This window comes from Polaromonas sp. (assembly GCF_029945925.1).
In the GTDB taxonomy this organism is placed as follows: domain Bacteria; phylum Pseudomonadota; class Gammaproteobacteria; order Burkholderiales; family Burkholderiaceae_C; genus Polaromonas.
The window spans coordinates 69,678-88,932 of sequence record NZ_JAQSDN010000062.1 but is presented as its reverse complement, the minus strand read 5'-3'; the positions used below and the strand labels follow the sequence as shown (position 1 = coordinate 88,932).

The window sequence follows — 19,255 nt, the reverse complement described above, 5'->3', positions numbered from 1 at the left end:
GCGCCCTGTAGACAAGGGCTGCAGGCCTTTTTTGCTTAAGACTTGGCGGCTTCGGTGTCGCTGTCGGTGTCGGGCTTTTTGGTGTGTTTGGCGAACATCTGCGCGGCCACAATGCCGACTTCGTACAGACTGCCGACCACCAGCAGCAAGATGATCATCGAGCCCGCGTCGGGCGGCGTGACCAGCGCCGTGGCAATCGCGGCGATCACCCAGAAGTAACCGCGGTATTCGCGCAACTGCGCCACGGTGAGCACACCCATGCGCACCAGCAGGATCACCGCGATCGGCACTTCAAACGCCAGGCCGAACGCCAGGAACATGCCGAGCACGAAGTTGAGGTATTCCTCGATATCCGGTGCGGCGGTGATCGACTTGGGGGCAAAGCTCTGGATGAAGCTGAACACCTGGCCGAACACAAAATAGTAGGAAAAGGCCACGCCGATAAAAAACAGCAAGGTGCTGGAGATGACCAGCGGCATCACCAGCTTTTTCTCGTGCGAATACAGACCCGGCGCCACAAAGGCCCAGACCTGGTACAGCACCACCGGTAGCGCAATCATGAAAGCGGCCATGAAAAGAATCTTGATCGGCACCACAAACGGCGAGATCACGTTGGTGGCGATCAGCGTGGCGCCCTTGGGCAGGGCCGCGACCAGCGGCGCCGCGAGCAGGTCGTACAGCGCGCCGGGGCCGGGGTAAAGCGCCAGCAGCGCGGCACAGACACCAATCGCGATGACCACCTTGATCATCCGGTCGCGCAGCTCCATCAGGTGCTGCACGAAAGGCTGCTCGGTGCCCGCGAGTTCGTCGGGCTTGTCGGTGTTGGGGTCGCTCATGTGGGGTGTTTGCGCTGATTGGGTGGCGCCGGAAAGTGCGCGGGGAAAGAAGGATCAGGAAAAATCAGGCATTGCGCCCGGAGGAAGGGCCGGAACGGGGGCGATAACGCGCCACACGCGCGGCGCCGGACTGCGCGCGCGTGCGCGTGCCGGAGCGGGCCTTGTACCACTGCGGCGTGGCGCCCTGTTTGAGGCGCCAGTTCTTTTTTGGGTGTTTGTACTCGGGGAAACTGATCATGCCGGGCAACTCGTCGCTGGCGGCCGTGCCGGTGGTTTCAGCCCAGGATTTTTCGAAATCACTGGCGTTGGTCTGGATGGAGTTTTCGACGTCGCGCGCGGCGCCTTCCATCGTTTCCTTCATTTTCTTGAGCTCGTCGAGCTCCATCGAGCGGTTGACTTCCTGCTTGACGTCGGCCACATAACGCTGCGCCTTGCCCAGCAGCGTGCCCACCGTGCGCGCCAGGCGCGGCAGTTTTTCCGGGCCGATCACGATCAGGGCCACAGCGCCTATCAGCGCGATTTTCGAAATGCCGAGATCAATCATTCGGGATCAGGTCACGGTCGGCACACCACGCGAAGTGGGATACGTGAAGGCCGGCGGCCGCAGCGCCGGGCCGCCCCAAGCAAGGCCAGCCCCCTCGGGGGGCAGCGCAGCACACGCAGTGGCAAGCGTGGGGGCCCATATTTTTCAAGACTTCTGCTTGGCTTCCACGTCGATCGTGGCTTTGTCGGCGGCCTGGGCGTGGCTGACCTGGCCGGCAGGTGCGTCCTTGTCGTCCGCAGTGCTCTGACCGCCTTCTTTCATGCCGTCCTTGAAGCCCTTGACGGCGCCACCGAGGTCGCCGCCCATGTTCTTGAGCTTTTTGGTGCCGAACACCATCACGACGATCAACAGCACGATCAGCCAGTGCCAAATGGAAAATGAGCCCATGGTTCTCTCCTAAACTTTAATTGCAAGCTTGCACAACATTGTGCCCATTCTAAAGGGCTTGTCAGGGGGATGGACCGGAATGACCCGCATTGACCACCCTGACAACACACCTGCCTTAATTGGGGCCCGGTCCGTCGGCTGCAAGTGGGCATTTACCCTTCCAACGAACGAAGGGCTTTTCTTTAACGCAACCGGGGCCGCGGGTCCGGCTTTGCCGGCCCGCAGGCGCAGCGGCCCCCTCGGGGGCAGGGCGCTACGCGAAGCGAGCAACCGTGGGGGTCAACCCTTTAACCAGGGCCGGGGGCCGCCCATCACATGGATGTGCAGGTGGTGCACTTCCTGGCCGCCCTCCGCGCCGGTGTTGCTCACCATGCGGAAACCGCCTTCGGGGTAGGGGTTGCAACCCTGCGCCACCGCGAGCTGCGGGGCCAGCACCATCATGCGGCCCAGCAAAGCCGCGTGTTCAGGCCCGACCTGCGCCAGCGAGGGAATGTGCGCCTTCGGGATCATCAGGAAATGCACCGGCGCCCAGGGGTGGATGTCGTGGAAAACGAAAATCTCCTCGTCTTCATACACCTTGCGGCTGGGAATCTGGCCGGCGGCAATCTTGCAGAAAATGCAGTTGTCGGGGGCGTGGGGGCTGGGCTGGCTCATGGCAGGCTCTTGCGGGGAAAAGGGGGTCAGAGGGATGGCACGCTGCGGGCAGGCCGGTGGCTGTTGAAACGCATCCAGCCGCGCACGCAGCGGTACAGGTACCAGAGCCAGACGATGCCATAGGCGATGGCGCCCGGCAGGACCAGCAGCAGCCACAGCGGCGACAGCAGGACCAGCCACATCAGCGTCCACCAGAAGGTCTGGATCATGTAGTTGTGGTGGTCGATGTACAGCGCGTCGGACTCTTCGCCACGCCGGATGTAGTTGATGATCAGCGCGATCACCGCAAAAACGCCGCCGCTGAACCAGGCCAGCGTGTGCAGGCCATAGAGCACATGCATGACGATGCGGTCGTTGGGGTTTTTGGTGTCGAATTCTGCCAGGTCGGTCTCGCTCATGGATGCCCTTTCGTGCTTCGTCTTATTTTTCAGTCGCCTCGCGGGCCTGCACCTTGCGCAGGGCTTTTTCCTCGATGCCGCTGGTGCCTTCGCGGCGCTCCAGCTCGGCAATCACGTCGGCCGGCGACAAGCCGTAATGCGCCAGTGCGATCAGGCTGTGAAACCACAGGTCGGCGACTTCACCGACCAGCCTGGCGCTGAGTTCGGGTGTGGCGCCGCCGTGGTCCATGTCCTTGGCGGCCATCACCGTCTCCGTGGCCTCTTCGCCGATTTTCTTCAGGAAGGCGTCCGGGCCCTTGTGCAGCAGACGCGCCACATAGCTGGTTTGCGGGTCGCCGCCGCGGGCCGGCTTGCGGCTTTCGATGATTTGCGCGAGGCGCTGCAGGGAATCGTTGGAAGTCATGGCTTACTTGTAAATGGTTGTCGGGTCTTTGAGGACCGGCTCGGTCACCACCCACTGCCCGCCTTTGTAAACGCTGAAAAAGCAGCTGTGACGCCCGGTGTGGCAGGCGATGCCGGGTTCGTGGCCGAGCTGCGTCACCTTCAGCAAAATCACGTCGTTGTCGCAGTCCAGCCGGATCTCGTGCACGGTCTGCAGGTGACCGGACTCTTCGCCCTTGTGCCACAGGCGCCCGCGTGAGCGGCTGAAATACACGGCCTGGCCGAGTTCTGCGGTTTTTTGCAGCGCCTCGCGGTTCATCCAGGCGAACATCAGCACGTCGCCGCTCGATGCCTCTTGCGTGATGACAGGGATCAGGCCCTTGTCGTCCCATTGGATGTCGTCTAACCAGTTCATGGAAGTATTATCGCCGCCCATCTACGCCCCCACGCTTGTCACTTCGTGTACGGCGCGAGGCCTTGCAGGCCGCCGCTCGCCAGAGGCTTCGCTTCTGTCGCCTGTCCAAACCTGCTCAAGCAGGTTTGGAGCCGCAGGCTCCAGCCCCTCGGGGCCGCTGCGCCTGCGGCCCGGCAGAGCCGGTTACGCGGCCCCGGCTGGAATGGAGACCAGCACCGCCGACTGCAGGCATCACTATCAAATCGATAGCTGTTTGCGCCCGTCAGATATGGGCTAGGGGCCTAAAAAGCTTGAAACTAGAGTCGTACGGGGATGCCGCGGGCGGCCATGTGCTGCTTGGCCTGCTGCACCGTGTATTCGCCGTAATGGAAAATGCTGGCGGCCAGCACGGCATCGGCGCCGCCGATCTGGATGCCGTCGGCCAGGTGGTCGAGGTTGCCAACACCGCCGGAGGCGATCACCGGCACGCTGACCGCGTCGCTGACGGCGCGGGTCAGGGCCAGGTCGAAGCCGGACTTGGTGCCGTCGCGGTCCATGCTGGTCAGCAGGATTTCGCCGGCGCCGCGCCGCGCCATCTCGGTCGCCCAGGCCACGGCGTCCAGCCCGGTGTTTTTTCGCCCGCCATGGCTGTAGACGTCCCAGCCAGGACCGCGCGTCAGCGCTTCCTCGTCGGAGCGGCGTTTGGCGTCGATGGCCACCACGATGCACTGTGCGCCGTATTTGCCGGAGGCGTCTTCGATCACCTGCGGATTGGCCAACGCGGCCGAATTGAAGCTGGTCTTGTCGGCCCCGGCATTGAGCAACCGCCGCACGTCATCCACGGTGCGCACCCCGCCACCCACCGTCAGCGGAATGAACACCTGCGAGGCCACCGCTTCGATGATGTGCAGGATCAGGTCGCGCCCGTCGCTGGTGGCCGTGATGTCCAGAAAGGTCAGCTCGTCGGCGCCCTGTTCGTTGTAGCGCGCGGCAATTTCCACCGGGTCGCCGGCGTCGCGCAGCTCGACAAAGTTGACACCCTTGACGACGCGGCCGCCGGTCACATCAAGACAAGGAATGATTCGTTTGGCTAACATGCGCCCCCACGGTCGCTCACTCCGAGCCTGCGGCGACTCCCTGCCCCTTTCACCGAAAAAGGGGCCGCTGCGCCTGCGGCCCGGCAAAGCCGGTTCCGCGGACCTGGCTGGTATGCAGAACTATCACTCGTCACGGTTGCGCTCATCCGTTTAATTCATCAGCGCGGGTCTGCGCTGCGGCAAAGTCCAGGTCACCGCTGTAAATCGAGCGGCCGCAAATCACACCTTCGACGCCTTCGTCCTCGACCGCGCACAGCGCCTCGATGTCGGCCATGTTGGACAGGCCACCCGAGGCGATCACGGGAATCGTCAGCGCCTGGGCCAGCTTGACGGTGGCCTCGATGTTGATGCCGGTGAGCATGCCGTCGCGGCCGATGTCGGTGTAAATGATGGATTCGACGCCGTAGTCCTGGAATTTCTTGCCGAGGTCCACCACTTCATGGCCGGTCATCTTGCTCCAGCCGTCGGTGGCGACCTTGCCGTCCTTGGCATCGAGCCCGACGATGATGTGGCCGCCAAAAGCCGTGCAGGCGTCCTGCAGGAAGCCGGGGTTTTTCACCGCCGCCGTGCCGATGATCACGTAGCGCAGGCCGGAGTCGAGGTAACGCTCGATGGTGTCCAGGTCGCGGATGCCGCCGCCCAGCTGCACGTCGATTTCGCTGCCGACCTCCAGCAGGATCTTGCGGATGGCCGCTTCATTTTTGGGTTTGCCGGCAAAGGCGCCGTTCAGGTCCACCAGGTGCAGGCGGCGCGCGCCCTTGTCGACCCAGCTGCGCGCCATGGCGGCCGGGTCTTCGCTGAAGATGGTGGACTGGTCCATGTCGCCCTGTTTGAGGCGCACACAATGGCCGTCTTTCAAGTCAATCGCGGGGATGAGTAGCATGGGCAATGAGGCAACGGTGGATGAAAGTGAGAGGTGAGGAAAGCGGTGCGGCAGGGATGAACGGGGACTGGGGGCTGGCAGGCCGGGTAACGAATCAGGGATTCCAGTGCAGGAAGTTGCGGTACAGGGCCAGTCCCTGGTCTGCGCTTTTTTCGGGGTGAAACTGGGTGGCAAAAATATTATCGCGCGCAACCGCCGCCGTAAAGCGCGCGCCGTAGTCGGCCTCGCCCGCGGTGTGGCGCGCATCCGACGGGCGCGCGTAAAAGCTGTGCACGAAATAAAACCAGGATCCATCCGGTATGCCTGCCCACAAGGGATGGGCCGGCACCGATTGGTACACCTGGTTCCAGCCCATTTGCGGCACCTTGTAGCGGCTGCCGTCGGGCTGCAGCCGCCCGGCCAGGTCAAACTTGAGCACCTCGCCCGGAATCAGGCCCAGGCCGCGCGTGCCTTCGCTGCCCCGCCCTTCCGCGCTGTGGTCCAGCAGCATCTGCATGCCGACACAGACGCCGAACAGCGGCTTGCTGGCGGCCGCCTGCAGCACGGCCTCCAGCATGCCCGCGGCCTGCAGCTCGTGCATGCAGTCGGCAATCGCGCCCTGGCCGGGCAGGACGATGCGGTCGGCGTCCAGCACATCCTGCGCGCTGGAGGTCACGACCACCTCGAAACCACTGTCGGCCGTCACGTGCTGGACCGCCTGCGACACCGAGCGCAGGTTGCCCATGCCGTAGTCCACCACCGCAATTTTCTTGAATTTGGCCATCAGGACGGAAGTTTGCTACTGTTTTTATAGCTGTCTGCGCAAGTACAGCTTGGGCTGGAGGGCAAAAACATATAAAAAATTCAGCCTACAGCGAGCCTTTGGTCGAGGGAATCACGCCCGCCGACCGGGGGTCGATCTCCAGCGCCATGCGCAGGGCACGGGCAAAGGCCTTGAAGACGGTTTCGGCCTGGTGGTGCGCGTTGTCACCCTTGAGGTTGTCAATGTGCAGGGTCACAAAGGCATGGTTCGCAAAGCCCTGGAAGAACTCATAGGCCAGCTGGCTGTCGAAGGCGCCGATCATGCCGCTCTTGAAAGGCACATGCATGTCCAGCCCGGGCCGGCCCGAAAAGTCGATGACCACGCGCGACAGCGCTTCGTCCAGCGGCACATATGCGTGGCCGTAGCGGCGCAGGCCCTTCTTGTCGCCGACCGCCTGGGCCACGGCCTGCCCCAGGGTGATGCCCACGTCTTCCACCGTGTGGTGGCCGTCGATGTGCAGGTCGCCCTTGGCCTGGATGTCCAGATCAATCAGGCCATGCCGCGCGATCTGGTCCAGCATGTGGTCGAAAAAGCCGATGCCCGTGGACAGGCTGGCCTGACCGGTGCCGTCGAGGTTGAGCTTGACGGTGATCTGGGTTTCGGCGGTGTTGCGCGAAACTTCAGCCGTTCTCGGGGCAAGGGGTGCCATGGCGGTGGGGGTGGTCATAGGGATTCTTTGAGGGCTGCCAGCATCCGCACATTGTCGTCGGCGGTGCCAACGGTCAGGCGCAGGCAGTTGGCCAGCAATGGATGCATTTTAGAAACGTTTTTGACCAGTACCTTGCGTGCCCGCATGCTCTCGAAGGTTTTCTGGGCATCGGGCACCCGCACCAGGATCATGTTGGCATCGCTTTTCCAGGTCCGGACACCCGCCATAACCTGCAGCGCTTCGAAAAGAATAGCGCGCTGCGCCCGTATTTCCTGGGCTTGGGCCGCAAACACGTCGGCATGTTCGAGCGCAAACAGTGCGCACTCGTAATTGAGTACGCTGATGTTGTAGGGCGGGCGCACCTTGTCGATCTCGGCGATCAGGGCTTTCGGGCCCATCATGTAGCCAATCCGCACGCCGGCCAGGCCGAACTTGCTCAGCGTGCGCATCAGCAGCACGTGGCTGTGTCTGCCGATGCGGTCGATGTAGCTTTTGCTCGAAAACGGCTGGTAGGCCTCGTCGATCACCACCAGGCCGGGCGCCGCGGCAATGATTTTTTCAATCACCGCGTCGTCCCAGAGGTTGGCCGTCGGGTTGTTCGGGTAGGCGATGTAGATGATGGAGGGTTGAAGCTCTGCAATGGCTGCCAGCATGGCGGCCTCGTCCAGCTCGAAGTCGGGCGTCAAGGGCACACCGATGAACTTCAGCCCCTGCAACTGCGCACTCATCGCGTACATCACAAAACCGGGCAGCGGCGCGAGGATGGAAGCGCCGGGCACGTCGCAGGCCATGGCGAGCAGCGAGATCAGCTCGTCGGAGCCGTTGCCCAGCATGAGGTCGAAACCTTCGGGCATCTGCGCGTAGCCGGCCAGCGCCTGGCGCAAGTCGTTGACACGGCCGTCCGGGTAGCGGTTCAGGGCCAGTGCGCCCAGGCGCTGGCCCAAGTGCGCCTGCAGCGCCGGTGGCAGGCGGTGCGGGTTTTCCATCGCATCGAGCTTGATCATGCCGGCCGAATCTTGAATGGCGTAGGCGTGCATGGACTGGACGTCCTGGCGGATCAGTTTTTTCAGCGCAGGAGCAACATCGTTCATTGTTTTTTCATTCTCATTTCGGCAGCACGGGCGTGCGCCTGCAGCCCCTCGCCATACGCCAGCTCGGCAGCAATCTTGCCCAGCGTCTGCGCGCCGGCTTCGCTGACTTCGATGATGCTGGAGCGTTTCTGGAAGTCGTACACGCCCAGCGGACTGGAGAAACGCGCGGTACCGCTGGTCGGCAACACGTGGTTGGGGCCGGCGCAGTAGTCACCCAGCGATTCGCTGGTGTAGGCGCCCAGGAAGATGGCACCGGCGTGTTTGAGCAGGGGTTCCCACTTGTGCGGGTCGCGGCTGGAGACTTCCAGGTGTTCGGGCGCAATGCGGTTGCTGATGGCGCAAGCCTCTTCCATGCTGCGGGTGTGGATCAGGGCGCCGCGGCCGGTGAGGGACTTGGCGATGATCTCCGCACGCGGCATGCCGGGCAAGAGGCGGTTGATGGCCTCCTGCACCGCATCGATATAAGCCGCATCCGGGCACAGCAGGATGCTTTGCGCGAGTTCGTCGTGCTCGGCCTGGCTGAACAGGTCCATCGCCACCCAGTCGGCCGGCGTGCTGCCGTCGGCCAGCACCAGGATTTCGCTGGGGCCGGCGATCATGTCGATGCCCACCGTGCCAAAGACACGCTTCTTGGCGCTGGCCACATAGGCGTTGCCCGGGCCGGTGATCTTGTCGACCTTGGGCACGGTCTGCGTGCCGTAGGCCAGCGCCGCCACCGCTTGCGCGCCGCCGATGGTGAAGGCGCGTGTGACGCCGGCCACATAGGCGGCAGCCAGCACCAGCGCGTTTTTTTCGCCTTTCGGCGTGGGCACCACCATGATGATTTCGCCGACACCGGCCACATGGGCGGGAATGGCGTTCATCAGCACCGAAGACGGGTAGGCCGCCTTGCCGCCCGGGACGTAAATGCCGACGCGGTCCAGCGGCGTGACCTTCTGGCCGAGCAGGCTGCCGTCTTCGTCGCGGTAGCTCCAGCTCTCGCCATTGGCCTTTTTCTGCGCCTCGTGGTAGCTGCGCACGCGGCGCGCGGCGGCTTGCAACGCTTCGCGCTGCGCTGCGGGAATCGTGTCGAAAGCGGCCTTGAGTTCGGCTTGTGTGAGTTCCAGCGCATCCATCGAAGCTGCCGTCAGCCCGTCAAAACGGGCGGTGTATTCGAGCACGGCCGCATCGCCGCGCTGCTGCACATCGGCCAGGATGTCGGCCACGCGCTGCTCGATCGCCGCGTCGGTGTCGGCCGACCAGTGCAGGCGCGCCGTGAATTGGGCCTCAAAAGTGACCTCAACCGTTGACAGGCGGGCGGGAGTAGCTACTAAATTCATAGCATTTTCAAGTAACAGGCCGGGCGATGGCCGACGAAAAAGCATCGATGATGGCGCGTATCGGCGCCTGCTTGAGCTTGAGCGCGACCTGGTTGACCACCAGATGCGAGCTGATGTCCATGATGCGCTCGACCTCGACCAGGTGGTTGGCCTTGAGCGTGTTGCCGCTGCTGACCAGGTCGACAATCGCGTCGGCCAGGCCGGTCAGCGGCGCCAGCTCCATGCTGCCGTAGAGCTTGATCAGGTCCACGTGCACGCCCTTGGTGGCGAAAAAATCGCGCGCGATGCTGACGAACTTGGTCGCCACCTTCAGGCGCGAGCCCTGTTTCACTGCCGCTTCATAGTCGAAACCGGCACGCACCGCCACACTCATGCGGCATTTGGCGATCTGCAGGTCCAGCGGCTGGTACAGGCCCTGGCCGCCGTGTTCGATCAGGGTGTCCTTGCCGGTCACGCCGATGTCGGCGCCGCCATACTGCACATAGGTAGGCACGTCGGTGGCGCGCACCAGCACCACCCGCACGTCGGGCCGGTTGGTGCCTATGATCAGCTTGCGCGATTTTTCCGGGTCTTCCAGCACTTCGATGCCGGCGGCTTTCAGCAGCGGCAGGGTCTCGTCGAAGATGCGGCCCTTGGACAGAGCGAGCGTGATCATGACTTGATTCTTTCAATGTCCGCGCCTATGCCGCGCAGCTTGGCTTCCATCTGGTCATAGCCGCGGTCCAGGTGGTAGATGCGGTCAATCAGCGTTTCGCCCTCGGCCACCAGGCCGGCGATCACCAGGCTGGCCGACGCGCGCAGGTCGGTCGCCATCACGGTCGCGCCGGAAAGCTTTTCCACCCCTTCGATGATGGCGAACTTGCCGTCGATCTCGATCTTCGCGCCCAGGCGCACCATCTCGTTGACGTGCATGAAACGGTTTTCAAAAATCGTTTCCGTCACCTTGCTCGGTCCCTCGGCAATCGCATTGAGCGCCATGAACTGGGCCTGCATGTCGGTCGGAAAACCCGGGTACTCGGTGGTCCGGAAGGACTGCGCCTGCATGCGGCCCGCGGCCTGGACACGGATAAAACCGTCACCCGCAGTGATCACGGCGCCGGCATCACGCAGCTTGTCGATCACAGCCTCAAGGTGCTCGGCGCGGCCGTGGCGCAGCACCACGTCGCCGCCGGTAGCCGCCACGGCACACAGAAAGGTGCCGGTCTCGATGCGGTCGGCCACCACCTGATGGGTGCAGCCGTGCAGGCGCTCCACACCCTGGATGCGGATGCGGCTGCTGCCATGGCCTTCAATCTTCGCGCCCATCTTGATCAGCATCTCGGCCAGGTCGCCGATCTCTGGCTCCTGCGCCGCATTTTCGAGAATGGTTTCACCTTCGGCCAGGGTGGCTGCCATGAGGAAATTTTCGGTGCCGGTGACCGTGACCATGTCGGTCAGGATGCTGCAACCCTTCAGGCGCCCGCGTTGGCCGTTGGGTCCGGCCGGCAGTTTGGCAATCATGTAGCCGTGTTCGACCACGATGTCGGCGCCCATGGCCTGCATGCCCTTGATGTGCTGGTCCACCGGCCGCGAGCCGATGGCGCAGCCGCCGGGCAGCGACACCGTGGCCTCGCCAAAACGCGCCAGCAGCGGGCCCAGCGCGAGCACCGACGCGCGCATGGTCTTGACCAGCTCGTACGGCGCTTCTGGAGAGCTCAGGGCGCCTGCGTTGATGACCACGCTGCCAGGCACGCTGTCGCTGCGGTCGGCCGTCACCCCCATGTTTCGGATCAGCTTGAGCATGGTGGCCACGTCCTGCAGGCGCGGCACATTTTCAAGTGTCACGGTGTCTGCCGTCAGCAAAGCTGCGCACAGTTCCGGCAGTGCGGCGTTTTTGGCGCCCGAGATATCGACGGTGCCGGCAAGCGACCGGCCGCCCCTGATGAGTAGTTTGTCCATAGGTCTGTTTATTCTTCCGCGCCGCTGGCGGCCCACTCGGCCGGTGTGTAGGTTTTCATGGACAGGGCATGCACCTCGTCCGTCTGCATGCGCCCGCCCAGCGTGGCGTACACACGCTGGTGACGCTGGATCAGGCGCTGGCCTTCAAAAGCGGCAGACACGATGGTGGCATACCAATGCCGGCCGTCGCCGGTGAGCTCGATGTGTTCGCAAGGCAGGCCTGCGGCAATGATGGTTTGGAGTTCTTCGCTGGTCATGTTTTATTGGTTACGCTGGAGTTGTATTCATTCAAGCAGGGGCCGCGGATCCGGCTCCGCCGGTCCGCAGGCGAAGCGCCCCCTCGGGGGGCAGCGCAGTACACGAAGTGACAAGCGTGGGGGCCATATTTCTAGTGCCTGATTTTGTAGCCGATGCGAAGCAAATTCACAGCGATGCCGCTGACCACCAGCAACGCGCTGCCCACGATGGCCAGACTCAGCCAGGGGGACACGTCGCTGACGCCGAAAAAGCCGTAACGGAAACCGTCGATCATGTAGAAAAACGGGTTCAGGTGGCTGACGGTCTGCCAGAACGGCGGCAGCGAATGGATGGAGTAAAAAACGCCGCTCAGGAAAGTCATGGGCATGATCACAAAATTCTGGAATACCGCCATCTGGTCGAATTTTTCAGCCCACAGGCCGGCGATCAGCCCCAGGGAGCCGAGCAGCGCCGCACCGAGCACCGCAAACACGATGATCCAGAGAGGCGCAACAAAGCTGGGTTGGCCGAAATACACGGTGACCACGAACACACCCAGGCCGACCGCCAGGCCGCGGACGATGGAAGAGCCGACATAGGCGAAAAACCAGTGCCAGTGCGACAGCGGGCTGAGCAGCACAAACACCAGGCTGCCCATGATCTTGCTCTGGATCAGCGAAGAGGAACTGTTGGCAAAAGCGTTCTGCAGCACGCTCATCATGACCAGGCCAGGCACCAGAAAGGCCGTGTAGCCGACCGTGTCGTAAACCTTCACATGGTCCTGCAGCACATGGCCAAAAATCAGCATGTACATGACGGCGGTGAGTATGGGCGCGCCGACGGTCTGGAAGCCAACTTTCCAGAAGCGCAGCACTTCCTTGTAGAAAAGCGTTTGCCAGCCGGTCATGCGGTCACCCCGATTTTCTCGGCCATCACCTCGAGAAAGACGTCTTCGAGGTCAGCCTTGCGAATCTCGACGTCCTCGGCCACCAGGCCGGCCTCGCGGATCGCGCTGAGGTAGTGCTCGATCTCGTTGGCATTGTGCGCGGGCAGTTGCACGATGCGGCCGGTGATGCGGGCCTTGTCGGCCAGCGCCTTCGGCAGTTCGCTGTCGATCTTGAACCTGAGCACATTCGAGGAGGCCGTCTTGAGCAACTCGGAAGTGGTGGCCAACGCCACCATGCGGCCCTGCTTGAGCATGGCAATCCGGCTGCACAGCGCCTCGGCCTCTTCGAGGTAGTGCGTCGTCAGCAGCACGGTGCTGCCCTGCTTGTTGAGTTTGGCGACAAACTGCCAGAGTGTCTGACGCAGCTCCACATCCACGCCGGCGGTGGGTTCGTCCAGCACGATGACCTGGGGTTTGTGCACCAGCGCCTGCGCCACCAGCACGCGGCGCTTCATGCCGCCCGACAGCTGCCGCATATTGGCGTCCGCCTTGTCGGCCAGCCCCAGACTGAGCAGCAACTCGTCTATCCAGCCATCGTTGTTTTTGACGCCGAAATAGCCGGATTGAATGCGCAGCGCCTCACGCACCGTGAAAAAGGGATCAAACACGAGCTCCTGCGGCACGATGCCGAGCTTGCGGCGGGCCGCGGCGTAGTCGCTCACCACATCGCTGCCATGCACCAGCACGCGGCCTCTGCTGGCCCGCGAGAGGCCCGCCAGAATGCTGATCAGCGAGGTTTTGCCGGCGCCGTTGGGGCCCAGCAGGCCGAAAAACTCGCCCTGCTGGATATCAAAGCTGACATTGTCCAGCGCCCGGACGCCGGGACCAGTCTGGCTGCGTGTCGATGGGTAGATTTTGGAGACGGACTGGAATGAGATGGCGGGCATGAGCGCGCTATTTTAAGGGCTGGCGCCTGTTTCTTCCGGCCCGGCAGCGCAAATGCCCCCAGCCCTGCACCCAAGCGGGGCCAAAAACCCCGAACCCGCCCGCCTTCAGGCCTTAAGGTTCAGGCCGCGGCAACCGCTGCTGGCGGAATCAACTCCGCAACGCCATACAGCTCGGCCAGCTCCCGCAGTCGCGCCGGGGCTCCGCGCACCGAAAAGTGCCTGCCTGCGGCCAGCGCATGGCGGCGGCACTCCAACAGGACCGCCAGCGCAGAGGAGTCAAACTGCTGCAGCGCACCGGCGTCGGCCACCACCTCCGCGGGCCCGGCGGCAAACAGCTCGGGCTTCAGGCCGCGGGCAAAACCAGCCGCCACGGCATGGGTCAGGACAGGAGGAAGCGTCAGCACGGCAGCTTTTCCGTTCAGGACTTTTTCTCGCCCGCGTTCGACTTGTTGCGCTGGGACAGTGCGGCGATCAGCCCATCCACACCCTTGGCCGAGATTTCCTGCGCGAACTGGGTACGGTAGGTTTCCACCATCCAGATGCCCAGGACGTTCAGGTCGTAGATTTTCCAGCCCGTGGGCGTTTTTTCCATGCGATAATCCAGCTGGATCGGTTCGCTGCGACCTATCACCTCGGTACGCACGATCACCTCGTTGTCCGTTGGCGCGGCCCGCAGCGGCTTGACGCTGACGGTCTGATCCTTGACCTGGGCCAGCGCCCCGGAATAGGTGCGAACCAGCAAAGTCTTGAACTCTTCCTGCAGGCGCTTTTGCTGCTCGGGGGTGGCCTGGCGCCAGTTCCGGCCCACGGTCGCAGCCGTCATGCGCGTGAAATTCACATGGGGCATGACCTTGCCATCGACCAGCGCAATGACCTTCCCGGTGTCGCCGGCCTGGATGGCCTTGTCGGCCTTGATGATGTCCAGCACTTCGGTGGAGGTACGCTTGATCAGCGCGTCCGGCGCCTCTTCGACGGCACCTGCGACAGGGCCGGCAGCCAGCAGAACACCTGCGAGGCAGGCCCCCACGACATGGCTAAAAATTCGACGATTCATGGCTTTCTTTCGGTTCGGAACACAGGCCTGCCGGGCCGGGCGGATGTCCCTTTGGCACAACTGACAGGCAAGTCCTTGATTTGACAGCGTTTTCCGGCTTTGGTTCACGCGGTTCAGTGAAGTTATGGCACTGCGTGTAAGTGTTCTTTACTTCGCCGGTGCCGGCGAAGGCGATTCTGGCAGGTCATACCGCTCCTCGGTATCGCCGTTGGTGTCTATCACCACACCGCGGCGCTGCAGGTAGGCGTCGCGCGTGAAACTGTATTTGTCCAGGGCCGCCTGATCAAGCACCTCCCCGGCACGCAGCAGGCTGGCGCGAAGGTCTACCGCGCGCAGGACATACAGCGAATTGCGGACAGGCACATTGTCGATCTGCAACACCAGGTCGCCTTTGGCGTCGACCACACGTGCGGCCGCATCGCGAACCGTGGAGGGGCCCAGCACCGGCAGCACCAGGTAGGGGCCGGTGGCCACACCCCAGCGACCCAGCGTCTTGCCGAAATCCTCACGATGACGCTCTATCCCCATGGGCGTGGCCCAGTCCAGCACGCCGCCCAGGCCGATCAGCGTGTTGACGCTGACACGCATGAAGCTGTCGACGGCCGCTTGCGGCTTGGCCTGGAGCACGTTGTTGACGAAAGACCAGGCGTCCGACAGGTTGCCGAAGAAGTTGTTGACGCCAGTGCGCACCGGCGAGGGCACCGTATCCTGGTAAACCTGCGCCACCGGCTTGACGATGGCTTCGTCGAGGCCGTCGTTGAAACGGGTCACGCTGCGGTTGAAGGGCTCGAACGGGTCGCGCGGGTTGGAGCCGACGGCGCAGCCTTGCAGCAATGCTAGCGCCAGCAGTCCAGCCCACAGACCGGTCCGGTTCATTGTGATTCGTGGTTTCATTTTTTTTCGTTACTCCCTGTCGGCGGTGCAGTCACCGAGCCAGTACTGCTGTCCGCCGCCTTGCTGTACAAAAACTGGCCGATGAGATTTTCCAGCACAACCGCTGATTGCGTGCTGGAGATGGTGTCGCCCGCCACCAGGTTCTTGTCGTCCGATCCTGCTTCAATGCCGATGTACTGCTCACCGAGCAAACCACTGGTGAGGATCTTCAGCGAACTGTCCTTGGGGAAAGCATAACGACTCTCCATGGCCAGCGTGACCCGCGCCTGGAAAGATTTGTCGTCAAACACCAGCGACTCCACGCGACCGACCACCACACCGCCGCTGCGCACCGCGCCCTTGGGTTTGAGGCCGCCGACGTTGTCAAATTTGGCCGTGACCCGGTAGGTGGACTGAAAACTCAGGTTCAGCAGATTGGCGGCCTGCAGCGCCAGAAACAGGATGGCCACAGCGCCGATCATGACAAAAAGACCAACCCACACATCATTTTTTGAGCGTTGCACAACACCCTCCTCAGGTAAACATCATCGCGGTCAGGATGAAATCCAGACCCAGAACCGACAGGGACGCCACCACCACCGTGCGCGTCGTGGCGCTGGCCACGCCTTCCGGCGTGGGTTGCGCCTCAAACCCCTGCAACAGGGCGATGAAGGTGACGGTAAAGCCGAAAACAACACTCTTGATCACACCGTTGCCCACATCTTTCCAGACATCGACCCCCCCTTGAATCTGGCTCCAGAAAGACCCTGCATCGACCCCGATCATGACCACACCAACGGCCCACCCGCCGATCACGCCCATCGCGCTGAACACGGCAGCCAGCAGGGGCATGACAATCACGCCGGCCCAGAAGCGTGGCGCCAGGATGCGCTGCACCGGATCGATAGCCATCATTTCCATGACGCTGATCTGCTCGCCGGCCTTCATGAGGCCGATTTCTGCGGTCAGTGAGGTGCCGGCCCGCCCCGCGAACAACAAGGCTGTCACCACCGGCCCGAGTTCGCGCACCAGGGTCAGGGTCACGAGCAAGCCCAGCGCATCCGACGAGCCAAACCGCTGCAGCGTGTAATAACCCTGCAGGCCGAACACGAAGCCGACAAACAGGCCGGACACCGCAATGATGACCAGCGAATAGTTGCCCAGGAAATGGATCTGGTCGCGCACCAGGCCAAAACGACGGAAAGTCGAAGGCAGAGAGAGAAGAAGCCGAAAGAATAGGCGCGCGCCCAGACCCAGGTTGGCGAGTTTGCTGCGGGTGGCAAAGCCGACATCCGAAGGTTTGTACCAGCTCATGCTGCGGCTCCTGGCTGCCGGGCAACGGGCGTGGGGCCGGGGCCAAAATCTTCCTCAACCGACAGGCCGGGATAGTGGAACTGAACCGGGCCGTCCGGCAGGGCGTTGACATACTGGTACACCAGCGGATCGGTGCTTTGCCGGACTTGTTCGGGCGTACCCTCGGTCGCAATTTTTCCGTTGGCCAGGATGATCACATGGTCGGCCACGGCAAACGTCTGCTCGAGCTCGTGCGAGACAAAAATACTGGTCAGACCCATGGCGTCGTTCAAGTGACGGATCAGCCGCGCCGCTGTTCCCAGTGAGATCGGGTCCAGGCCGGAAAAAGGCTCGTCATACATCACCAGCTCCGGGTCCAGCGCGATGGCGCGGGCAAGTGCGATACGCCGCGCCATGCCGCCGGACACCTCACTGGGCATGAGATCGCGCGCGCCGCGCAGGCCGACCGCGTTGAGCTTCATGAGCACAATGTCGCGAATCAGGGCTTCGGGCAGGTCGGTGTGTTCGTGCAGCGGAAATGCCACATTCTCGTAAACGCTCAGGTCGGCAAACAGGGCTCCGAACTGGAAAAGCATGCCCATGCGACGGCGCGCCGCATAGATCTGCTCCTGATCCATCCGGGTGACATCCTGGTCATCGAACAGCAATTCGCCGGACTGGGCACGAATCTGACCACCAATGAGCCGCAAAATGGTCGTTTTACCGCCACCGGAAGCCCCCATCAATGCCGTCACCTTGCCGCGCGGTACCGACAGGGAAATGTCGTCCAGGATGACCCGCTCACCGTAACCAAAGGTAAGGTGACGCAGTTCGACAAGGGATGAATTGGAAGAGGAGGCCATAAAAAGACAAAAGCCGGTTATCCGGCTTATTGATCATAAGGGATTACTCTGACCCGCGCGGGCGTTCGGAATCGTTCATTTTTCACAGGAATCGCCTGGAAAAGATGCCCAACTCAGCCTGGCAACCTGATTTTCCTGCTGCCTGCAAAAAAAATGGAGGAAAGTTTGCTGTTTCGCGCGACAGGTCGAGGCAAGGCACCCTCGCGGGCATCCGCGAGGGGCTGCAGCTGTCAGCGCGGCAGGTCGCTGAAGCCCATCAGGAACTCGTCGACCGAGCGGGCCACCTGGCGACCCTCGCGAATCGCCCAGACCACCAGACTCTGGCCACGCCGCATGTCGCCCGCCGCAAAGACCTTGGGGACATTGGTGGCATAACCGCCCGTGAAGTCGGTAGTCGCCTTGGCGTTCCCGCGTGCATCTTTCTCGACCCCAAAGGCGTCCAGCACCGGTGCAACCGGCGCCACAAAACCCATGGCCAGAAGCACCAGGTCGGCTTTCAGCAACTGCTCGGAGCCTGGCACTTCCTGCATCTTGCCGTCTTTCCACTCAACGCGCACTGTTTTCAGACCGGTGACCTTGCCCTTGTCGCCGATGAATTCCTTGGTGGAAATGGCGAACTCACGCTCGCAGCCCTCTTCATGGCTGGAACTGGTGCGCAGCTTGATGGGCCAGTAGGGCCAGGTCATGGGGCGGTTTTCTTCTTCAGGAGGTTGCGGCAGCAGTTCGAACTGCGTGACACTGGCCGCGCCATGACGATTGCTCGTGCCGACACAATCCGAGCCGGTGTCACCGCCGCCGATCACGATCACGTGTTTGCCATCGGCGCGCAACTGGTCCTTGACCTTGTCGCCGGCGTTGACCTTGTTCTGCTGCGGCAGGAATTCCATCGCGAAATGGATGCCGGCGAGTTCCCGACCCGGAACGGGCAGGTCACGCGACTGCTCTGCACCCCCTGACAGCACGATGGCGTCAAAATCCTTCTGCAGCTGTTCGGGCGTGATGGTTTCCTTGGCCCAGTTGATGACTTTCGAGTCCTTGCCCAGCGCGTCTTTCGCCCTTCCGACCATGACGCCGGTACGAAAGGCCACGCCTTCGGCCTGCATTTGCGTCACACGGCGATCAATATGGGTTTTTTCCATCTTGAAGTCGGGAATGCCGTAACGCAGCAGGCCGCCGATGCGGTCGTTTTTCTCGAACAGCGTCACATCGTGGCCGGCCCGCGCCAGTTGCTGTGCCGCAGCCATGCCCGCAGGGCCCGAACCCACCACGGCCACCTTTTTCCCGGTCCGATGGGCAGGCGGCTGGGGCTGGACCCAGCCCTCGGCCCAGGCGCGATCGATGATGGCGTGTTCGATGGACTTGATGCCCACCGCGTCGTCGTTCACGTTGAGCGTGCAGGCTGCCTCGCAGGGTGCGGGGCAAATCCGGCCCGTGAACTCCGGGAAGTTGTTGGTGCTGTGCAGGGTGTCCATCGCACTTTTCCAGTTGCCCCGAAACACCATGTCATTGAAATCCGGAATGATGTTGTTGACGGGGCAGCCGCTGTTGCAAAACGGCGTGCCGCAGTCCATGCAACGCGCGGCCTGTTTGTTGGCCTGCGCATCGTCGAGCCCGATCACAAACTCCTTGTAGTTTTTCAGCCGCTCGGGCACAGGCTTGTAGCCTTCCTCGATGCGCTCGTATTCCATGAAACCGGTGACTTTTCCCATGAGGCTACTCCAGATACTTC

At 62.7% G+C, this 19,255-nt stretch carries 25 protein-coding genes; all 25 read right to left on the bottom strand.

The window, feature by feature from the left end; translation table 11 throughout:
- Positions 1–35: 35 nt before the first annotated feature.
- The 25 genes from tatC to PSV40_RS20715 all read right to left on the bottom strand — a co-directional run bounded on the left by tatC (position 36) and on the right by PSV40_RS20715 (position 19,235).
- Complete coding sequence (gene tatC, locus PSV40_RS20835; protein ID WP_300541500.1) at positions 36–836, bottom strand: twin-arginine translocase subunit TatC; 801 nt, start codon at positions 834–836, stop codon at positions 36–38.
- Between the two features lie 64 nt (positions 837–900).
- Positions 901–1,380, bottom strand: a complete 480-nt coding sequence (tatB, locus tag PSV40_RS20830) for a Sec-independent protein translocase protein TatB (protein ID WP_300541498.1) — start codon at positions 1,378–1,380, stop codon at positions 901–903.
- 144 nt (positions 1,381–1,524) lie between these two features.
- A complete protein-coding gene (gene tatA / locus PSV40_RS20825; protein ID WP_300541496.1) occupies positions 1,525–1,767 on the bottom strand; it encodes a Sec-independent protein translocase subunit TatA in 243 nt (80 codons plus the stop codon).
- A gap of 279 nt (positions 1,768–2,046) precedes the next feature.
- Entirely contained in the window at positions 2,047–2,421 is a 375-nt protein-coding gene (locus tag PSV40_RS20820) for a histidine triad nucleotide-binding protein (RefSeq protein ID WP_300541494.1), read from the bottom strand.
- Positions 2,422–2,447: 26 nt separating this feature from the next.
- Positions 2,448–2,819, bottom strand: coding sequence for a hypothetical protein (locus PSV40_RS20815; protein WP_300541492.1), 372 nt, complete (start codon positions 2,817–2,819; stop codon positions 2,448–2,450).
- A 22-nt stretch (positions 2,820–2,841) separates the two neighbouring features.
- Positions 2,842–3,222, bottom strand: a complete 381-nt coding sequence (locus PSV40_RS20810; protein WP_300541490.1) for a phosphoribosyl-ATP diphosphatase — start codon at positions 3,220–3,222, stop codon at positions 2,842–2,844.
- 3 nt (positions 3,223–3,225) lie between these two features.
- The gene (gene hisI / locus PSV40_RS20805; RefSeq protein WP_300541488.1) at positions 3,226–3,615 is read right to left on the bottom strand and encodes a phosphoribosyl-AMP cyclohydrolase; all 390 of its coding nucleotides are present in this window, start codon (positions 3,613–3,615) and stop codon (positions 3,226–3,228) included.
- Positions 3,616–3,911: 296 nt separating this feature from the next.
- The gene (hisF, locus tag PSV40_RS20800; protein WP_300541486.1) at positions 3,912–4,691 is read right to left on the bottom strand and encodes an imidazole glycerol phosphate synthase subunit HisF; all 780 of its coding nucleotides are present in this window, start codon (positions 4,689–4,691) and stop codon (positions 3,912–3,914) included.
- Between the two features lie 142 nt (positions 4,692–4,833).
- A complete protein-coding gene (hisA, locus tag PSV40_RS20795; RefSeq protein WP_300541484.1) occupies positions 4,834–5,574 on the bottom strand; it encodes a 1-(5-phosphoribosyl)-5-[(5-phosphoribosylamino)methylideneamino]imidazole-4-carboxamide isomerase in 741 nt (246 codons plus the stop codon).
- A 94-nt stretch (positions 5,575–5,668) separates the two neighbouring features.
- Positions 5,669–6,337: an imidazole glycerol phosphate synthase subunit HisH gene (gene hisH / locus PSV40_RS20790; protein ID WP_300541482.1), complete on the bottom strand. Its 669-nt coding sequence runs from the start codon at positions 6,335–6,337 to the stop codon at positions 5,669–5,671.
- Positions 6,338–6,422: 85 nt separating this feature from the next.
- Positions 6,423–7,043 (bottom strand): imidazoleglycerol-phosphate dehydratase HisB, encoded by a 621-nt coding sequence (gene hisB / locus PSV40_RS20785; protein ID WP_300541480.1) that lies wholly within the window; start codon positions 7,041–7,043, stop codon positions 6,423–6,425.
- Complete coding sequence (hisC, locus tag PSV40_RS20780) at positions 7,040–8,116, bottom strand: histidinol-phosphate transaminase (protein ID WP_300541478.1); 1,077 nt, start codon at positions 8,114–8,116, stop codon at positions 7,040–7,042. Before hisC ends, hisB begins: the two co-directional genes overlap by 4 nt.
- On the bottom strand, positions 8,113–9,435 hold the full coding sequence (gene hisD, locus PSV40_RS20775; protein ID WP_300541476.1) for a histidinol dehydrogenase: 1,323 nt from the start codon (positions 9,433–9,435) through the stop codon (positions 8,113–8,115). The genes hisC and hisD overlap by 4 nt, the downstream gene beginning before the upstream one ends.
- A gap of 7 nt (positions 9,436–9,442) precedes the next feature.
- Positions 9,443–10,090, bottom strand: a complete 648-nt coding sequence (hisG, locus tag PSV40_RS20770) for an ATP phosphoribosyltransferase (RefSeq protein WP_300541474.1) — start codon at positions 10,088–10,090, stop codon at positions 9,443–9,445.
- On the bottom strand, positions 10,087–11,373 hold the full coding sequence (gene murA / locus PSV40_RS20765) for a UDP-N-acetylglucosamine 1-carboxyvinyltransferase (RefSeq protein ID WP_300541472.1): 1,287 nt from the start codon (positions 11,371–11,373) through the stop codon (positions 10,087–10,089). Before murA ends, hisG begins: the two co-directional genes overlap by 4 nt.
- 8 nt (positions 11,374–11,381) lie before the next feature.
- The gene (locus PSV40_RS20760; RefSeq protein WP_300541470.1) at positions 11,382–11,630 is read right to left on the bottom strand and encodes a BolA family protein; all 249 of its coding nucleotides are present in this window, start codon (positions 11,628–11,630) and stop codon (positions 11,382–11,384) included.
- Between the two features lie 131 nt (positions 11,631–11,761).
- Positions 11,762–12,517, bottom strand: a complete 756-nt coding sequence (locus PSV40_RS20755; RefSeq protein WP_300541468.1) for an ABC transporter permease — start codon at positions 12,515–12,517, stop codon at positions 11,762–11,764.
- A complete protein-coding gene (locus PSV40_RS20750; protein ID WP_300541466.1) occupies positions 12,514–13,443 on the bottom strand; it encodes an ABC transporter ATP-binding protein in 930 nt (309 codons plus the stop codon). Before PSV40_RS20750 ends, PSV40_RS20755 begins: the two co-directional genes overlap by 4 nt.
- Before the next feature lie 119 nt (positions 13,444–13,562).
- A complete protein-coding gene (locus tag PSV40_RS20745) occupies positions 13,563–13,847 on the bottom strand; it encodes an STAS domain-containing protein (RefSeq protein WP_300541464.1) in 285 nt (94 codons plus the stop codon).
- Positions 13,848–13,861: 14 nt separating this feature from the next.
- On the bottom strand, positions 13,862–14,497 hold the full coding sequence (locus PSV40_RS20740) for a phospholipid-binding protein MlaC (RefSeq protein ID WP_300541462.1): 636 nt from the start codon (positions 14,495–14,497) through the stop codon (positions 13,862–13,864).
- Between the two features lie 147 nt (positions 14,498–14,644).
- A complete protein-coding gene (locus tag PSV40_RS20735) occupies positions 14,645–15,391 on the bottom strand; it encodes a VacJ family lipoprotein (RefSeq protein WP_300541460.1) in 747 nt (248 codons plus the stop codon).
- Positions 15,388–15,894: an outer membrane lipid asymmetry maintenance protein MlaD gene (gene mlaD / locus PSV40_RS20730; RefSeq protein ID WP_300541458.1), complete on the bottom strand. Its 507-nt coding sequence runs from the start codon at positions 15,892–15,894 to the stop codon at positions 15,388–15,390. Before mlaD ends, PSV40_RS20735 begins: the two co-directional genes overlap by 4 nt.
- A gap of 10 nt (positions 15,895–15,904) precedes the next feature.
- Positions 15,905–16,684 (bottom strand): lipid asymmetry maintenance ABC transporter permease subunit MlaE, encoded by a 780-nt coding sequence (gene mlaE, locus PSV40_RS20725; protein ID WP_300541456.1) that lies wholly within the window; start codon positions 16,682–16,684, stop codon positions 15,905–15,907.
- The gene (locus tag PSV40_RS20720) at positions 16,681–17,526 is read right to left on the bottom strand and encodes an ABC transporter ATP-binding protein (protein ID WP_300541454.1); all 846 of its coding nucleotides are present in this window, start codon (positions 17,524–17,526) and stop codon (positions 16,681–16,683) included. Before PSV40_RS20720 ends, mlaE begins: the two co-directional genes overlap by 4 nt.
- A 230-nt stretch (positions 17,527–17,756) precedes the next feature.
- Positions 17,757–19,235, bottom strand: coding sequence for a glutamate synthase subunit beta (locus PSV40_RS20715; protein WP_300541452.1), 1,479 nt, complete (start codon positions 19,233–19,235; stop codon positions 17,757–17,759).
- Positions 19,236–19,255 lie beyond the last annotated feature (20 nt).

What these genes read in the sequence shown, in the direction of transcription:
- PSV40_RS20760 (WP_300541470.1), bottom strand. Translation starts at nt 11,630, where the DNA reads ATGACCAGCGAAGAACTCCAAACCATCATTGCCGCAGGCCTGCCTTGC.
- tatB (WP_300541498.1), bottom strand. Translation starts at nt 1,380, where the DNA reads ATGATTGATCTCGGCATTTCGAAAATCGCGCTGATAGGCGCTGTGGCC.
- PSV40_RS20750 (WP_300541466.1), bottom strand. Translation starts at nt 13,443, where the DNA reads ATGCCCGCCATCTCATTCCAGTCCGTCTCCAAAATCTACCCATCGACA.
- murA (WP_300541472.1), bottom strand. Translation starts at nt 11,373, where the DNA reads ATGGACAAACTACTCATCAGGGGCGGCCGGTCGCTTGCCGGCACCGTC.
- hisA (WP_300541484.1), bottom strand. Translation starts at nt 5,574, where the DNA reads ATGCTACTCATCCCCGCGATTGACTTGAAAGACGGCCATTGTGTGCGC.
- tatA (WP_300541496.1), bottom strand. Translation starts at nt 1,767, where the DNA reads ATGGGCTCATTTTCCATTTGGCACTGGCTGATCGTGCTGTTGATCGTC.
- PSV40_RS20820 (WP_300541494.1), bottom strand. Translation starts at nt 2,421, where the DNA reads ATGAGCCAGCCCAGCCCCCACGCCCCCGACAACTGCATTTTCTGCAAG.
- hisC (WP_300541478.1), bottom strand. Translation starts at nt 8,116, where the DNA reads ATGAACGATGTTGCTCCTGCGCTGAAAAAACTGATCCGCCAGGACGTC.
- PSV40_RS20810 (WP_300541490.1), bottom strand. Translation starts at nt 3,222, where the DNA reads ATGACTTCCAACGATTCCCTGCAGCGCCTCGCGCAAATCATCGAAAGC.
- hisD (WP_300541476.1), bottom strand. Translation starts at nt 9,435, where the DNA reads ATGAATTTAGTAGCTACTCCCGCCCGCCTGTCAACGGTTGAGGTCACT.
- PSV40_RS20735 (WP_300541460.1), bottom strand. Translation starts at nt 15,391, where the DNA reads ATGAAACCACGAATCACAATGAACCGGACCGGTCTGTGGGCTGGACTG.
- hisF (WP_300541486.1), bottom strand. Translation starts at nt 4,691, where the DNA reads ATGTTAGCCAAACGAATCATTCCTTGTCTTGATGTGACCGGCGGCCGC.
- hisB (WP_300541480.1), bottom strand. Translation starts at nt 7,043, where the DNA reads ATGACCACCCCCACCGCCATGGCACCCCTTGCCCCGAGAACGGCTGAA.
- hisG (WP_300541474.1), bottom strand. Translation starts at nt 10,090, where the DNA reads ATGATCACGCTCGCTCTGTCCAAGGGCCGCATCTTCGACGAGACCCTG.
- mlaE (WP_300541456.1), bottom strand. Translation starts at nt 16,684, where the DNA reads ATGAGCTGGTACAAACCTTCGGATGTCGGCTTTGCCACCCGCAGCAAA.
- PSV40_RS20815 (WP_300541492.1), bottom strand. Translation starts at nt 2,819, where the DNA reads ATGAGCGAGACCGACCTGGCAGAATTCGACACCAAAAACCCCAACGAC.
- PSV40_RS20740 (WP_300541462.1), bottom strand. Translation starts at nt 14,497, where the DNA reads ATGAATCGTCGAATTTTTAGCCATGTCGTGGGGGCCTGCCTCGCAGGT.
- hisI (WP_300541488.1), bottom strand. Translation starts at nt 3,615, where the DNA reads ATGAACTGGTTAGACGACATCCAATGGGACGACAAGGGCCTGATCCCT.
- tatC (WP_300541500.1), bottom strand. Translation starts at nt 836, where the DNA reads ATGAGCGACCCCAACACCGACAAGCCCGACGAACTCGCGGGCACCGAG.
- PSV40_RS20720 (WP_300541454.1), bottom strand. Translation starts at nt 17,526, where the DNA reads ATGGCCTCCTCTTCCAATTCATCCCTTGTCGAACTGCGTCACCTTACC.
- PSV40_RS20715 (WP_300541452.1), bottom strand. Translation starts at nt 19,235, where the DNA reads ATGGGAAAAGTCACCGGTTTCATGGAATACGAGCGCATCGAGGAAGGC.
- hisH (WP_300541482.1), bottom strand. Translation starts at nt 6,337, where the DNA reads ATGGCCAAATTCAAGAAAATTGCGGTGGTGGACTACGGCATGGGCAAC.
- PSV40_RS20755 (WP_300541468.1), bottom strand. Translation starts at nt 12,517, where the DNA reads ATGACCGGCTGGCAAACGCTTTTCTACAAGGAAGTGCTGCGCTTCTGG.